Here is a 15,745-nt window from a genome sequence, read left to right on the forward strand (position 1 = left end):
TCACGGAATAATCGTGGCAGCGTATGCCTTGATGACGAGAGTCGACGGCAGAGGACCGTTCGGAGTGAATCTGTCCGCTTTCCGCGATCATCGGCTTGCGATGCCTCTGCTGATTGAGTCGACAGAAAGATTGGTGCGACAGAAAAATTCTGCGAGGCAGACTGGTGTTTTTAATCTTTTCTGTCGCATCAATATTTCTGTCGTTAACTGCGGCCTGAGCTCACGGAATAATCGTGGCATCGTATGCCTTGATGACGAGAGTCGACGGCAGAGGACCATTCGGAGTGAATCTGCTGACTTCCCGCGACACTCGGCCTTCGATGCCTCTGCGGTTGAGTAGACAGAAAGATTGGTGCGACAGAAAAATTGGGCGAGGGAGACTGGGCTTTTTTAATCTTTCTGTCGCACCAATGTTTCTGTCTTCATCTGCGGACTGAACCGAAGCAGTAGGCTGAGGTCTCGAACCTGCCGGTTTTCAGCCTTCGAAACTTTTGAAGCCCAGCCTTCCCCATTTTCTAACCTCGCATCTTTTACCTTCGTTTGATTGCTCCGGCGATTTCAGCGGCCGCTACTTGAACACGCGGCCGTGGCGGGGGAATTGGTGACGGCTCAGTGCCGCGAAATCGCCCTGCTCGTCGAAGAACATATGATGGGTGATGGTAAGCGTCTCCGGTGCGATCTCAATTAAGTTGAATGAGTTCTTCTCGCGTTCACGCCCTCGGCCACGTCGCGATGTCGTCGTGCCGCACTGGACGATCACAATGCCTCGGTCACGATGGTTCCCCGAATAGAAGTCGAGCGAGTTGCCGATGTAGGCACGATGCAGGTGGCCGCCTAGGATCAGTTCGACGCCTTGATCGACGAACTGATTGATCGCCCGTTTTGCCTTGGGCATCGCGTTGTCTCGAAGGTTGTCCGGTGCGGGAGCAAAATGATGATGCGCGACCAAAATCTTGCAAAGCTCTGGCGAGGCGGCCCCGAAGACACGTCCGGAATGTTCGAGCTGCGACGGTACAATGCGGCCATTGGAAATCGCCCGTCGAGGCGACGTTGAATCGAGCCCAACGATGATCGCCTCGTCCATCGTCAATACCGGGGCGAGATCATCCGTGATAATTTCTCGGTACAAACCCAGCGGATCAGTCAGTCGCTCTTTCACTCGGTACAACGGCACGTCGTGATTGCCAGGAATTACCAGCATGGGACACTTCGGCAACTGGTCCAGAAATTCACGAGCGGCAACAAACTGTTCGCGTTTGGCTCGCTGAGTCAAGTCGCCACTGACGACGATTGCGTCGGGATTCAACTTGGGAGCTAACTCAATCATCGCCTGCCCCACGCGAGGCAGGTAGGGCGGCCCAAAATGGAGGTCGGAAATGTGCAGGATCTTCATGTCACTTGCTCAAGTTGTAACGGTCCTCGGAGGCGGATTGCGAAACGGTGTCGCAATTCAGTGCGGATTGCGATCGCGACCATGATTCGTCTGGAGTCGATTTCCGTGCACAACTCATACCAACATTGGACCTGAAAATCAGGGGAAAACGAATCAACGTAGCGCTGTCGTAGGGGCGAACCCGGTGGGGCACCGAATTTTGATGGCAAATGGCATGAATGTTGCCCTGGTTGGCCTGTTCCAATCGGTTGGTGACGACGGCGATAATCGATTGTCTCTGTTTAGGATCGACCGTTCCACGAGGGAGGATGGATGATGAAACGCGAAGACCAAATGAAATCGTTGGCCAAAAAGCTGGTGCAGCGGCGCTCGGAGCTACTCGAATTGCTCGATGGCGAGTTATCGCAGCTTCACAATTCGGATGATGCCGTGGCAGGTGATCTTGCCGATGCTGCGGTGGAATTGGATTACGCCACGGTGAATTCAACGTTAGCGGAAGCCGAAAGCGAAGAGTTGGCCGCGATCCAAGCGGCCTTGTTGCGTGTGAAAGAGGGGACGTACGGGCGGTGCGTCGAATGTTCGAAAAACATCCCGGTTGATCGGTTACGTAATGTCCCCTTTGCCGACAAGTGCGTGCCGTGCCAAGAAGCCAAGGAATCGCTAGAGAACTCGATTCGTTTGTCCAACAACTCCACCGGACAGAACCAGCGAGCGTCGCGTTCCACGTCGTCTCGTCGGTAGAGGTCACACTCGATGCATTGGCGTCTGTCCTTCGTCGTTGTTCTGCTGGTGATCGCCGTGATCGGATGGTTTGCATTCGGCGATAAGGTGTCGTTGGATCCGATTCTAGAACAAGAGGACGAACTGCGTGGCTACGTTCAACACCACCCGTTTTGGTCTCCGCTGTCCGGCTTCGTTATCTATCTAGCCCTATCGTTGGTCCCTGGCACGCCCGGTAAATCGATCATTTACGGTTGGTTGTTTGGATTTTGGATGGCTTTGGTGATCTCGAGCTCTGCATTAACGATCGCTGCTGTCATCAGTTTTCTCGTCGTGCGGTATTTGCTTAGAGAGATGGTGAAGGGAAAGTTGTCGAAGATCGTTGCAGCGATCGACCGAGCGGTGTCTCGAAACGGAGGTAGCTACCTGCTTTCGCTTCGGCTGGTTCACGCACCGTATACGTTGGTCAATTACGCATCGGGAGCGACCGCGATTCCGGTCACCACGTTCGCTTGGACCACCTGGGTGGGAATGTTGCCAGGCACGATTGTGTTTGTGCTCGCCGGATCCCAATTACCGACGTTACGAACGATGGCCCAAGAAGGCGTGTGGAGCATCGTTGATGTGAAGTTGTTGGCACTGCTTTCGCTCTTTGCGTTATTGCCGATCGCGACGCGATGGGCACTCCGGCGATTTCCACATGGGCAGCAAGACTTGGAAGACGACTCGCTCGCTGAACGCTCGTGATTCCCTAGGTTGTTTTCAATATGCCTCCCTTTCCGATCCCACCGAACGTGCAATTCGCCGCGTTGGTTGCCGTTTCCGCACTCATGGTGGGAACCGGTGTCCGTCTGATCGCCATCCGTGGACAGTCCCCCGAGATCGCTCAATCGCGGCTTCGTAGCCTGAAGAGCTGGTGGATCGTGACTCTGGTCGTGATCACATCCGCTTTGTTGGGACGACTCGCTATGGTGGCGGTATTGGGCGTGGTCAGTGGTTTGGCGCTGCGTGAATTCGTGGCTCTGCCGCTAACGCCTGCGATGCCACGATCGGTGCCCCGATCGATGTATGGATTGATTGTGATCAGCTACGTTGCGGTGGCAATGAAGTGGACATCGTTCTTCGTCATCGCGGTTCCATTATTATCGATTGCGATTCCCTCCTTGGTGTTGATTGTCTCAGGCCAAGTCGACTCTTTCCTTCGTCACATCGGACGAATTACCTTTGTTGTCATGGTCACCACCTACGCGATTGGACACGTTGCGCTATTGGTCACGTTGCCCGAATCGACAAACCCCGCGTCGACAAACCCCGAATCGACAAACCCCGCGTCGGGAACCGCGGGATTGTTTCTGTTTTTAATTGCTGTCACCGAAATGAATGACATAGCCCAAGCCATGGTGGGACGCCGATTCGGACGCCGGAAACTGACTCCGGTCTCACCCAAAAAGACTTGGGAGGGCTTTTTGGGCGGAATGGTTATCACCTCGCTGATTGCGACGTTATTGGGGCACTGGTTAGTCGCGATGACGCTACTGCAATCTTTCATTGCCGGAATACTGATATCGATCGCTGGCCAAATCGGCGACCTAAATATGTCTGCGGTGAAACGTGAAATCGGAGTCAAAGACAGTGGAAACCTTCTGCCGGGACAAGGCGGGATTCTCGACCGGATCGACAGTTTAACGTTCACTGCGCCGCTTTTCTTTTACTATTTTCAATGGATTACTCAATGAGTCCGACTGCAAACTCTGAAGCTGTTCCCGTTGTATCGCCGCCGGATCGCTGGGCCACCTTGCCCAATGCGCTTTGCGTGATTCGGTTCTTCGGTTCGTGGGTGATGGTGGGACTTGCCGTCGCTGGGTATCCACACTGGGTGGTCGGCATGTTTCTTTTTCTTGCAGCGACCGATTGGATGGACGGAAAGATAGCAGTCCTGCTGAACCAACGTTCCTCGATTGGTCCCAAAATAGACACCATTGCCGATGTGACGCTGTACGCATGTTTGCTTCTGTCGCTTGTCTATCTTCGCAGTGAAGTGCTGCTACAGGAATCCGTTTGGATTGGATTGGCGGTGCTCAGTTACGCCGGTTCGTGTGCCTTCGGTCTGAAGAAATTTGGGCGATTTCCGAGTTATCACACACGAGCGGCAAAAACGTGCTGGTTCTTGATGGTCGTAGGCGTCATCGCGTTGTTTCTGGAATGGTCTCCGTGGCCGATACGGATCGCCATGATCGGAGTGACGCTAACGAACGTTGAAGCAATGATGATCACCGCAACATTAACCCAGCCTCAATCTGACGTTCGCTCGCTGTGGCAAGCACGCCGTCAGGCGAATCGACCTGCGGCGTAAACGGAGTGTCCAGCTCGCGAACGACCCATCGCATCTCGCACGGATTCGATGAGTGCGAACCTCGCATCGCGAGTCGTTAGAAAATTGTATCAACGCAATCAGTTGGTCAAAGGCGGATTTCGTTTGAATGGCAGCACCGTTCAGCTCAGCGAGATTACTTGCCCGCTGCTGATGTGGATTGCCGACCGATCGACCAATCGATAGCCTGCGGTAATGCGTCCGCGGTAATGCGTCTGTGTTAGTTCGCGATCGGGATCGATTCGCATTGCATCAACCAGTAGGGGCCATGATCGCTTTGCCCTAACTCGATGACGTTCCATCCGCGTTTCTTGTAAAACGCAAAGGCTGTTTCGTTCGCTTGGATGCACTTGAGCCGCCAAGGACGCGCCAACCAAGTGTCCAGTGACTGTAGCAGCAACGTACCACAGCCTTGATGTTGAAATCGTGAGTCGACGTACAAGTGATGTACAAAAGACTCGGGCTGCCACACCGAAATGAAACCCTGAACCCCCGTGGTTTCGTCAACAGCCACGTGCACGGTCTCGCCTTCGGAATCTGCGTCAAAAGATACATCGCTGCGGCGGACGGAATCGGGCAACCAGGCCGCCGAGGCAATCGCATCGCGATAAATGCGGTCCACTTCGATTCGATCTTGGGAATCAGCCAGTCGGATATGCATGAAGCGTTCTCGATAAGGGGAAGATCGTTCCAACGATTCTTGTTTCACTCCATTGCTATCTCATCCGTGTAGGCAACGCAAGCAGCGGCAGTTGTCATCGCACCGTATTAGGTCCGCGAGCGTCTCCCAAGGGCACGCGTCCGTGGGGCCCACATCGACAATCGGGTGGGCCTCGTCACGTCGGCGACTCACATTGGCATGCCCTCGGTGTCTATACTGAGTCAAACCGTAACGATCTTTTGTCGAATCTAACCCTCGGTGACATGATGCGATTTTTCCTACCTGTTTTAATGCTCTGTTTGATGTCGGCGGTGGTGGCTATAGGCGACGAACCGAAGTCGGAGGAAAATGGTAAATCATCCTTTGATAACGCTGCCTTCCGGTTTGATGGGGTTTGGAAGCCGAAGGGAGCAATGCTCGGAGGTGTTCTCCTTCCTCCACCTGCTCTGAAGGCAATCACACTAACGATCGACAAGGACAAGTACGAAGTCTCGGTCGAAGGAGAAGAACACTCGGACGTCGGGACGTTCACTCTTGATCCGACCACGACACCAAAACGAATGACGATCAAGAGCACCGCGGGGCCCAATAAAGGCAAGACGTTTTTCGCCATCTATGAGATTAAGAATGCGGATGCGATGCGGGTTTGTTACGATCTGTCAGGCACTGATTTTCCTAAAGAATTCAAGGCTCCCAAGGGCAGCCAAATGTATCTTGTTGGCTATCGTCGGCAGGTTCCTGATGCGGGTAGCGGCCAAATAAATTCGGCGACGAAGTCCGAGGCTCCCTAAGTGGGGCGCGGTTGTGCCATGCTTCCTGGTTACCATGCTTCCTGTTTACTATGCGTCATGGTTGCAGCGTCGACGCCACATGTACGTTAAATTTCCAGATGACTATCGATGAGCACACTCGATGCCGAGCGAACGGATTTGCCGGACGCTGATGACCTACATACTCACTCCGTTGGGACCACCGTAAAACAGTACACCGAAACGCTGCTAATCTTAGCCTCGTTTCTATCATTTGCCGCGATGACGGCCGGATGGTGGGGGAAATGGCATTATTTGCTCGATCTGGCAAGTCAATTGCGTGTGCAAGCGACGATCGTGTTACTGGTTTCGGGACTGATCTTGTGGCTGCTCGGTCGCAAACGCGTCGGCGGGGCGAGTCTATTATTTGGCGGCGGTTTGTGTCTCAGTATGCTGCCGTATTATTGGCCAACCGATCCGGTCACGGGCAAGACATACCGCTTGATGACGGCCAATGTGTTGACGCGAAACACGAACAAGGCGGCGGTATTAAAATGGATTGCGGAAACGGATCCTGACTTTGTCGTCTTACAAGAGACCAATGCGGCGTGGACGAGTGCCATGGAACGAGGGTTGCATGATCAGTATCCCTATCGCCGGCTAATGCCTCGCGACGACAACTTTGGCATCGCGATGTTCAGCAAACATCGCTGGTCGAAATGCGACGTCGTCTCGTTTTCAATGGAAACTATGTTGCCGTCGTTGGTCGCAGAGTTCTCGTTACCCAATGGCGAGCCATTGCGGCTGATCGCCACGCATCCGTTACCACCGATGCGTCATTCCACGTGGAGTGATCGCAATCGTGCGTTTTTGGGGATTGCCGATCACGCGAAACGATACGGGAGTCAGCGGATGATTGTGGCGGGCGATTTGAATTGCACGCCGTGGTCGTATTGGTTTCGGCGATTGCTGAAACAGTCTGGGTTGCGTGACGCATCGCTCGGTCAAGGTCTACAAAGCACTTGGAATCCAACGTCACTGCCGCTGCCGGGAATGATGATCGATCACGTCTTGGTGGGGGCAGAGATCAAAGTTGCGGATCGTGTTGTCGGCCCCGGAATCGGTTCCGACCATCGCCCCGTGATCGTCGATTTTCGCTGAGCGGGTGATTTTATCGAACTTAGGAAATGGGGTGTCGCATTAAGAAGTTCGTGAATTCGACTTCACGGCAGACCACCGTTTGCTTTCGGACCACGACAAACGATGCGGCGAGAAAAAAGGGTTTCGCGGTGATGCTGGCTTCGGTTGTCACTTCTGGTAATTGCAAGTCGGCGGCGGACTGCAACATCGCTTGCACCAGTTTACGAGCCACTCCTTGCCGCTGAAAATCTGCCGAAACAAACAACCGATCCAAATAGCCGTCGGGCGTCATGTCCGCGAATCCGGCGATTTCGTCGTTGTGATGAGCCACGTAGGCAATGTTTCCCTCGAAACGTCTTGCCCAAGGTTCCAGTGGAGTATCGGCAGGGGCCCAAGCATCAATTTGCTCGGGTGTGTAGTCGCAACAATTGATGCGGTGTACCGTGTCGCGAAACAACCTCAGCAGCGACAGAGCGTCGGCGGATTGGTAGGGTCTGAGCTGGATCGTTGCGATGTTGCTGAAGGTTTTGTCCATTTTTTTACCGACCGAATGTGCTCTCTATTGCGGTTAGGATGGCGGGCATCACATTCGTAATTCTTTTTGGCCGTTTAACCCTTCACCGCCGGAGGTGTCTGTGATTCTAGCGGTTAGAATTGGTTTTAAAAGAGAACTCGAAGATGTGGCCGCCAAGTTGCCCACCCAAATAACTTTCACTCGATTGATGGACTTCCGTGATGAAAATTCGCATTCTTATGGCTCTGAGCGTGTTGGTGGTCGCAGAGCATGCATCGGCACAGTTTCAGATTCGTATCGGAAACGGAGGGATCAATTTCGGTAGTCGCGGCAACTCGCAAAACCACAGCGATCACCAAAATCACGTCATTCGCGACTCGCATGGACACACGCTCGGTGTCGAGCACCATGGCGGATCTTCGAACATTCGGATCCCGATCGGCGGAGGTTCGCATATCGACCATCACGATCATATTATTCGCGACAGCCACGGGCATATTGTTGGACGCGAACATCACGATGTGATCCACTCGAACCGTCGCTACGTTGTTCCACGGTCGATCGGCGGCCATGGTCAATATTATGTTGAGGGCAATCGTTATTACTATCTGCCACAATCCTCGAACTCGCACGTGGTCGCACGTCCGACGGTCATGCCGTTTGGTGGGTTTACTCAGTACCACGATCTGTCGGGAGAACTCGAGTTTCTAATTAACGAATTGTTACTGGACTTCCACTACAACTATTCGCACAACGTGGGATTTGCTGAAACGTACAGCGAAGGCTATCAGCTATTGGGAGTGGCGAAGTTTATTCACGCCGCGGATCACAATCACGATCATGATGCCGTTCGATCGCGTTTGTACGGAATGGACCAATTGTTCCATCACATCCAAGATGACATCCGAGGTTGGTCACGTCACCAACATCGTCAAATTGGCAACTTGGGGATTGTTGCCAAGACCGAACGAATCGAAGCGACGCTGCATCATCTGATGAACGATGTGGGTGTGACCGCCGTCGAGCAGGCTCCACCGCCAGCAGCTCGGTTTGAACAAGCTCCGCCGCCACAAGGCTTCGTCCCGTCATCTCAGGGCAACCGCGTCGCCCCGCTTGGCAGTTCGCCGCCTCCATCCACCGTGCCCGCTCGCTCGGGCATCTGATTCGCTCCGTATAACGATCGATGTTGCTGGAGCGACCAAAACACTGTCGCTCTGCAATATTCCATGAGCAAAGACGAAGTTTAGGCTAAAGCCCAGCCGTCATCGATTTTTACTTTCTCCGTGCCTCAATGTTTTGCTCGGTGGCACTCGGTTTGCCCTGTTGCGAATGAATCGTTTCTCGCTTCATTTCGCAACCTTCGAAAGTCAAACCATGAAGACGCTGTATTGGGTCGCAACCAGTCTGTTACTGCACCCTGTTTGCTTCGCACAAGCACCAACAAGCACCGCCACACAGATCGTGGAATCCGAAGAGAAGCCGATCGATTTTTGGATGGAGAAGAAACTCGACTACTCCAGCGCCATCTTGCGTGGTTTGGCCATGCAGGACTTTGATACGATCCAGGCAAACGCCCAAAAAATGCGAGTACTCAATACGATGGAAGGCTTCGTGCGAAGTCGGAATAAAGAGTACCGTAAACACGTCAATACCTTTCAATTCGTCACCGATGAATTGATCAATCAATCCAAACGGAAGAACATCGACGGTGTCACCTTGGCGTTCAATCATTTGACCGTCAGCTGTGTTCGGTGCCACCAAAGTCTACGTGAAGATGGCGATTCCGGTGTCGATGCAACCCCGCCCGTCAAGAGCACCCGTCGCTAAGACCGTGCGGATTCGGTCACTGCGATGTGCTCATCCGCGCAGCCGGTGGTTTTGTGAACACACTTTGTAGCGAAAGTCGTCAAGACTTTCGGCACCCCCTGGTCGTTCGCTCAGCCTGCGGACGCAAGTTTATTTTTTTTTTACTTAGCGATGGTGTTGCCAAGTTGAAAAGCATTGACAGAGGCTCGTTTGCGTAACGCTGTGAAACATTCTCTCGTAGCTACCTTCGCGAGAAGGTGGTGATTCATGTTGGCGCCACAACGGTCCACGCTCTGGTGAACGTAGCTCCAAAACGAAAACGCCCCCAAGCAAAAGCAGGCGACAGAAACATTGGTCCGGAGGGAGAAAATGATTACTTCCGCAAATCATCGTGCTTTCGTTTTCCTGTTGCATTCATTCTTTCCGTCTTACGTTGCATCGACGGAGAACGCCGTCTGCGTGTGACGCCGGACAATGGTTTCCCACGCCGCCGCACACATCATCGAGCACGATTTCTCGGGTGACCCCGATTGATTTTAGAAACGCAGCATCGTGGCTGACGACGATCATCGCACCATCGTAACCTTTTAGTCCCGATTCCACCGTTTCGATCGATTCAAGGTCGAGGTGGTTGGTGGGTTCATCGAGGATCAGCAGCTGTGGTGGAGTGGGGCTGCCCAGGACGCACGCAAGTCCCGCTCGCAACAACTCGCCGCCACTAAGAGTCGCTGCGTATTGCAGCGCGGCATCACTGCGGAATTTGAAACGAGCCAACGCGGCCCGGCACTCGTTCTCGCTCGACGAAGGGTTGATCCGCTTGTAGTTTTCCCGGACGGTGCGATCCCTCTCCAGAACACTGACGGATTGATCCAGGATAGCGAATGTGGATCGTCGCTGGACCGTTCCGCTGTTGGGTTGCAGGGTCCCGGCGATCAAAGCAACCAACGTGGATTTGCCCGAGCCGTTGCTTCCTGCAATCGAGATTCTCTCTGGACCCATGATGGAAAGCGAGAAATTTCGAACAATCGGATGCTCGGACTCGAAGCCGAAGGTGACGTGATCCATTTGCACAATGGACTTCGACGGATGTAGATTGGTGGATGACATTTCGACGCGAAATGGATCGATGATCTCGATCTTCTTGCGAGCCTCAATTAGCTTCTGGTTCGCTTGCGCCCGCAGACGATCAGCTTCACGATCTTTGTCCGCGGTTGTCTGTTCACTCCGCTCCTTTCGGTAACCGATCAAGATTCGCGGGATTCCTCCCTTCGCTGCCGATTTTTTCCCAGCGCGATTGCGACGGGATTGCCGCTCGACTTTCGCTTGGTTGGTTCTCGTCACTTGAGTACTGCGTTTTTCGGCATCCGCCAATTCACGTTCTGCCGCCGATCGCTCTCGAGCCTTTAGCGATTGGTATTCACTCCAGCGGCCGCCATACGTCTTTGCGCCCAGTGACGTGAGTTCGACGATCGTATCCATCGACTCCAGTAACTCGCGGTCATGGCTGATCACCAGTGCGCCGGCTCTCCAACCATCAAGCAGTTCGAGAATAGTGTTGCGACCGGCGCGATCCAAGTTGTTGGTGGGTTCATCGAGAAGTAAGAAATCAGCTTCCCTGAAAATGAGCGAGGCGATGCCGACCCGGGTGCGTTGCCCGCCAGACATCTCTGCGAGCCGTCGGTCAGCAGAGAACGTGAGCCCCACACGGCCTAGTGCGGACTCGATCCGCGGCTCCAGTGACCAATCCGCATTGGAAAAATCAGCCTCAGTGCCAACGCCCTGCTCGATACGGTGCAGCGTGGCAAATTCGTTGGCGACGCCAAACAGATCGGCAATCGTCAACTGCGGATCGGCCTGTACTGATTGGTCCAGCACCGCGGTTTTTCCGACCACTGAAACGCTGCCCGCGTTTGGCTGCAGCTGGCCTTGAATCAGTTTCAGGAGCGTCGATTTACCCACTCCATTGCGACCGACGATGCCGGTGCGGCAGAGGCCAAAGTGGATGTTGAGGTCGGTAAATAAAGGGGTTTGGTTAGGAAGTCGAAAGTTGACGCCGGTAACCGAGATTGATTTGGTCATAAATTAGACGAGTCCAGCTTTGGAGGTACATGTTTCCTGTAGCGATACCGTTTGAGCTGATCAAGTTTTTCATTTCACTTCTGCAAGTCGGATAGGAACGGATCGGCAATTCTTTGCCTGACGAAAACGCGACACGCAGCTTGATCTCTAGGTTCACAAAGAACTCCAAATTTTTGGCGTCGCCTATGCGGTATCAATGGTCTTAGGCATTGCGTCAGGATTATTGAAGCAACCCGATTTGACCATGTCACCAAACGACGAACAGCAGCATCCAAGCTGGTCGATATGCATTCGCACGGGGGCGACGTGTTGGATCTAGGTTTCGTCGACCTTTGGTTACTCCGCTGTTGGATAGACAGAAAGATTGGTGCGACAGAAAATTTTTCCGAGGCAGATTGGGCTTTTTTAATCTTTCTGTCGCATCAATATTTCTGTCGTGGATTACGGTCTGAGCGTTGTGAGGAATTGTGGAATTGTGAATCCGAATGTCGAGAATTGACGACCGGGGAGGGTGGGGAGTGAAGTGTCCGACTTTCCTCGACCGTCGGCCTGTGATGACTCCGCAGTTGGATAGACAGAAAAATTGATGCGACAGAAAAATTTGCGGGGCAGATTGGGCGTTTTTTCATCTTACTGTCGCACCAATATTTCAGTCGTTGATTGCGGTGTGAGCTTCGTGGGTAATCGTGGCCTCGTGAATCTGGATGCCGAGAATTGACGACCGAGGAATGTGGGGAGTGAAGTAACTGACTTTCCTCAGCCGTCGGTCTACCACGACTCCGCTGTTGGGTAGACAGAAAGATTGGTGCGACAGAAAAATTTGCGCGGCAGAAAAATTTGCGCGGCAGATTGGGCCTTCTTTAAATCTTTCTGTCGCACCAATGTTTCTGTGCTTAATTGCGGTCTGAGCGTCGTGAGGAAATGTGGAATCGTGAATCCGAATGTCGAGGATTGACGACCAGGGAGGGTGGGGAGTGACTTGTCCGACTTTCCGCGACTGTCGGCCTTCGATGACTCCGCTGTTGGATAGACAGAAAGATTGGTGCGACAGAAAAATTCTGCGAGGCAGCCTGGTGTTTTTGATCTTTCTGTCGCACCAATGTTTCTGTCGTTGATTGCGGTGTGAGCTTCGTGGGTAATCGTGGCATCGTGAATCTGGATGCCGAGAAGTGACGACCGAGGAATGTGGGGAGTGAAGTAACTGACTTTCCTCGGCCGTCGGCCTACCACGACTCCGCTGTTGGGTAGACAGAAAGATTGGTGCGACAGAAAAATTTGCGCGGCAGATTGGGCGTTTTCAATTTTTCTGTCGCACCAATGTTTCTGTGCTTAATTGCGGTCGGAGCGTCGTGAGGAATTGTGGAATTGTGAATCTGGGTGCTGAGGATTTGCGGCCGAGGAAGGTGAGTCGTAAAGTGTCCGACTTTCCGCGACTGTCGGCCTTCGACGACTCTGCTGTTGTGTAGACAGAAAGATTGGTGCGACAGAAAATTTTTACGAGGCAGATTGGGGATTTTTAATGTTGCTATCCGCTCGGATGGGAGGTCACGTCTAGAGCGGGAATTTGATGGTCTCGCTGAGCGGTTGGGGCCTGGACGTTCGGGGGACGCTAATAGCTGTGTGGGTCGAGTTTGACTTTGCCCCGGAATATCCAGTAAATCGTCACGGTGTAGCTGAGCACACAGGGGATTCCAATCGCGGCGAAGATCAACATCGTGCCAAGTGTTTGTTGGCTGCTGCGGGCATTGTCCAAGGTCACGCTGTAGGCGGGATCGATTGTAGAAAGCATGAAATTGGGAAAGATCGCGACGCTGAATAACGCCGCAAAAGCCAAAATCACCATCGACGACGTGAAAAATGCATAGCCGGGTTTCCCTAAATGCATCGCTCTCGGGATATTCATCACCGCCAACGCATTGAGTATCGGTACGACCCAAAGGATGGGATTCGCCGCGATGTTCTCTGTCGCATGGGGAACGTGCCACCATGTGGCCAGCGTCACGATGACGTACAAACCCGCGAACACGTAGATCAAACGAGGGATCACGCCTCGCACGCGTGCTTGCAACTCGTCTTCGGTTTTTAAATACAGATAGATCGCTCCGTGAAGCGCAAAGAGTGAAACAGTTAACCCACCAACAAGCAGCGGATACCAATAGATTTGGCTTAACAGGCTGCCTTCGTACTTGTATTTTGGTCCCAGTTCCATCCCAGCCATGACATTCCCCGCGGCAATCCCTAGCAGCGACGCCGCAGTCAACGAGGAGAGGAAAAATCCCGTGTCCCAAACCGATCGCCAGCGAGCCGAGTGGACTTTGGAGCGAAATTCGAGACTGACCGCGCGCCCGATCAAACAGGTCAACAACAAAAAGAATGCGGTGTAAAAACTGCTAAACACAGTCGCATAGGCGACGGGAAACGCCGCAAAAAGTGCTCCGCCAAAGGTGACCAACCAGACTTCGTTGCCGTCCCATAGCGGACCAATCGAATTCATCACCAAACGCCGCTCGCGGTCGTCTTTGGCAATGAACGGATGCAGGATCCCGACGCCGAGATCAAACCCGTCCAAGATCGCATAGCCGCAGAGCAGAACACCCAAAAGCACAAACCAAGTAAACGTCAGCGTCTCATAACTCATCGCACCCCGTCCTCCATCAATCCGCCGCCTCGATTCGTACCTTGGTGGCTGATCACTTCGGAAATCGATTCTTCGTTGTACTCGCCGCGGAGCCGACGTTTGTACCGCGTCAGTTCCTCGGGTGTTTCAGGGCCATGCTGAATTTTATGGTTCAGCACAAACACCCACACCGCAAACAACAACGAGTAAATGATACCAAACAAAATGATTGAACTGAGCACTTGTTCGGCCGTCACTGATTCACTTAATCCATCCGCCGTTCGCAGGCCCATCATCTCGACACCTGATTGCACCGAGGGGTAGACGATCCAAGGTTGGCGGCCGACTTCGGCGGTAATCCAGCCGGCTTGGTTGGCGGTCATCGCTGCGACAGGCATCACGACGATTGTCCATAACAACCATCGCCGCTTCTCGAGCGAACCGCGGTACCATGACCAACACGCCAACGCGGCCACGCCGATCATCATCGTGCCGATGCCGACCATCAAGTGAAACGTTTGAAACGGTAACCACACCGGAGGCCGCTCGTCCTCGGGAATCTTGTCCATGCCAGGGACCGGTTTCATCGGATCGTTGTAAACCATCACACTCAATAGATACGGCAATTGGACGCCAAAATGCACCTTTTCGTTTTTGGCATCGGGCCATCCAAATAGGTACAGGCCGGTGGGCTCATCGGTGCTGTGGAAATGCGCCTCCATCGCAGCCAGCTTGGCTGGTTGAGTTTCTACCAATTTCTGAGCCGAGTCGTGGCCCGTCAACGCTGCCAATATTGTGAATAGTAGAGCCGATGGCAGAGCGATTGACAGGCACCGCCGAGCGACGGCGAGATGGCGGTGCTTTAGCAAGTAGAACGAACACACCGATGCAACAAAAAATGCGCCCAAGACGAACGCGCCAATCAACGTATGAGTCAGCCGATCGACCGAGGACGGATTCAGCACCATTTGCCAAAAATCAGTCACCTCCGCTCTCGGCATCATCTCGCCTTGCACGTCATGCCAAACAATGTGATAGCCGGCAGGTGTTTGTTGCCAGCTGTTGGCAACGACGATCCAAACGGCACTGAACACCGATCCGAGAAACACCATTAGCGTGCTGAACAGGTGCATTCTCACCCCGACACGATCCCAGCCGAAGACCAGCACGGCTAGAAAGCCGCTTTCTAAAAAGAATGCGAATATCCCTTCGGCAGCCAAGGCGGAGCCGAATACGTCGCCGACAAACCGTGAATAGGCAGCCCAATTCGTGCCGAATTCGAACTCCATCACGATGCCAGTGGCGACTCCCATGGCAAAATTGACGGCAAACACGCGAGTCCAAAAACGGGCCGCCGCCTCCCACGCCGGTTCGCGTGTGCGAAAGTATCGCCACTCGCACAGGAACAGCTGCAGTCCCAATCCGATCGAAAGCGGAGGGAACAAGTAGTGGAACATGATCGTGAGCGCGAACTGCAGTCGGCTGAGTATTTCAACGTCCATCCCTTTTCCTTGTTCAGTCGAGGTCTCACTTATTGTCGCGTAAAGCAATCGTCCGCAAAGATGTGGCAGATGGACTCACCGTCTGCGTTATCGCAACGGCAACGCAAGCGAAGACCACCGCGTCACACGCGAGTTTTCATCGGTTTGGCTTCCTCGTGCGTTGTCTCACATTATATCGCAGCGGAAAACTTCG

The 15,745-nt window shown here is 53.4% G+C and carries 15 protein-coding genes; 9 read left to right on the forward strand and 6 right to left on the reverse strand.

Annotated features, from left to right (window positions below):
* Positions 1-568: 568 nt before the first annotated feature.
* On the reverse strand, positions 569-1,393 hold the full coding sequence (locus ABD971_RS16370) for a metallophosphoesterase family protein (RefSeq protein ID WP_339942685.1): 825 nt from the start codon (positions 1,391-1,393) through the stop codon (positions 569-571).
* A gap of 315 nt (positions 1,394-1,708) precedes the next feature.
* On the opposite strand from ABD971_RS16370, the gene ABD971_RS16375 reads away from it, so the two are divergent.
* The 5 genes from ABD971_RS16375 to ABD971_RS16395 are packed head-to-tail and all read left to right on the forward strand — an operon-like array spanning position 1,709 to position 4,670.
* Positions 1,709-2,134 carry a TraR/DksA family transcriptional regulator gene (locus ABD971_RS16375; RefSeq protein ID WP_345323781.1) on the forward strand — a complete coding sequence of 142 codons (426 nt, stop codon included), beginning with the start codon at positions 1,709-1,711 and terminating at the stop codon, positions 2,132-2,134.
* A 12-nt stretch (positions 2,135-2,146) separates the two neighbouring features.
* Positions 2,147-2,860, forward strand: a complete 714-nt coding sequence (locus ABD971_RS16380) for a TVP38/TMEM64 family protein (RefSeq protein ID WP_345323783.1) — start codon at positions 2,147-2,149, stop codon at positions 2,858-2,860.
* 20 nt (positions 2,861-2,880) lie between these two features.
* A complete protein-coding gene (locus ABD971_RS16385) occupies positions 2,881-3,849 on the forward strand; it encodes a phosphatidate cytidylyltransferase (RefSeq protein ID WP_345323785.1) in 969 nt (322 codons plus the stop codon).
* Positions 3,846-4,466 (forward strand): CDP-alcohol phosphatidyltransferase family protein, encoded by a 621-nt coding sequence (locus ABD971_RS16390; protein WP_345323787.1) that lies wholly within the window; start codon positions 3,846-3,848, stop codon positions 4,464-4,466. Before ABD971_RS16385 ends, ABD971_RS16390 begins: the two co-directional genes overlap by 4 nt.
* Before the next feature lie 48 nt (positions 4,467-4,514).
* Positions 4,515-4,670: a hypothetical protein gene (locus ABD971_RS16395; RefSeq protein ID WP_345323789.1), complete on the forward strand. Its 156-nt coding sequence runs from the start codon at positions 4,515-4,517 to the stop codon at positions 4,668-4,670.
* 34 nt (positions 4,671-4,704) lie between these two features.
* On the opposite strand, the gene ABD971_RS16400 is transcribed toward ABD971_RS16395, so the two are convergent.
* Positions 4,705-5,145, reverse strand: coding sequence for a GNAT family N-acetyltransferase (locus ABD971_RS16400; protein ID WP_339942673.1), 441 nt, complete (start codon positions 5,143-5,145; stop codon positions 4,705-4,707).
* A gap of 266 nt (positions 5,146-5,411) precedes the next feature.
* Between ABD971_RS16400 and ABD971_RS16405 the strand changes: the two genes are divergently transcribed.
* Positions 5,412-5,936: a TIGR03067 domain-containing protein gene (locus tag ABD971_RS16405; RefSeq protein ID WP_345323792.1), complete on the forward strand. Its 525-nt coding sequence runs from the start codon at positions 5,412-5,414 to the stop codon at positions 5,934-5,936.
* Positions 5,937-6,044: 108 nt separating this feature from the next.
* Positions 6,045-7,055, forward strand: coding sequence for an endonuclease/exonuclease/phosphatase family protein (locus ABD971_RS16410; protein WP_345323794.1), 1,011 nt, complete (start codon positions 6,045-6,047; stop codon positions 7,053-7,055).
* Between the two features lie 19 nt (positions 7,056-7,074).
* Here ABD971_RS16410 and ABD971_RS16415 read toward each other — a convergent pair whose 3' ends face one another.
* Positions 7,075-7,569 carry a GNAT family N-acetyltransferase gene (locus tag ABD971_RS16415; protein ID WP_345323796.1) on the reverse strand — a complete coding sequence of 165 codons (495 nt, stop codon included), beginning with the start codon at positions 7,567-7,569 and terminating at the stop codon, positions 7,075-7,077.
* Between the two features lie 200 nt (positions 7,570-7,769).
* Between ABD971_RS16415 and ABD971_RS16420 the strand changes: the two genes are divergently transcribed.
* Both ABD971_RS16420 and ABD971_RS16425 read left to right on the forward strand, forming a co-directional pair.
* On the forward strand, positions 7,770-8,711 hold the full coding sequence (locus ABD971_RS16420; RefSeq protein WP_345323798.1) for a hypothetical protein: 942 nt from the start codon (positions 7,770-7,772) through the stop codon (positions 8,709-8,711).
* Positions 8,712-8,922: 211 nt separating this feature from the next.
* Positions 8,923-9,375, forward strand: coding sequence for a hypothetical protein (locus tag ABD971_RS16425; protein ID WP_345323800.1), 453 nt, complete (start codon positions 8,923-8,925; stop codon positions 9,373-9,375).
* A 393-nt stretch (positions 9,376-9,768) separates the two neighbouring features.
* Here the strand turns inward: ABD971_RS16425 and ABD971_RS16430 are convergent, their stop codons facing one another.
* From ABD971_RS16430 to ABD971_RS16440, 3 genes are all read right to left on the reverse strand, one after another.
* Positions 9,769-11,433: an ABC-F family ATP-binding cassette domain-containing protein gene (locus ABD971_RS16430; RefSeq protein ID WP_345323802.1), complete on the reverse strand. Its 1,665-nt coding sequence runs from the start codon at positions 11,431-11,433 to the stop codon at positions 9,769-9,771.
* 1,609 nt (positions 11,434-13,042) lie between these two features.
* Complete coding sequence (cydB, locus tag ABD971_RS16435) at positions 13,043-14,071, reverse strand: cytochrome d ubiquinol oxidase subunit II (protein WP_345323804.1); 1,029 nt, start codon at positions 14,069-14,071, stop codon at positions 13,043-13,045.
* The gene (locus tag ABD971_RS16440) at positions 14,068-15,552 is read right to left on the reverse strand and encodes a cytochrome ubiquinol oxidase subunit I (RefSeq protein ID WP_345323806.1); all 1,485 of its coding nucleotides are present in this window, start codon (positions 15,550-15,552) and stop codon (positions 14,068-14,070) included. Before ABD971_RS16440 ends, cydB begins: the two co-directional genes overlap by 4 nt.
* Between the last annotated feature and the right edge of the window lie 193 nt (positions 15,553-15,745).

Source organism: Novipirellula rosea, assembly GCF_039541335.1.
Lineage (GTDB): Bacteria > Planctomycetota > Planctomycetia > Pirellulales > Pirellulaceae > Novipirellula > Novipirellula rosea.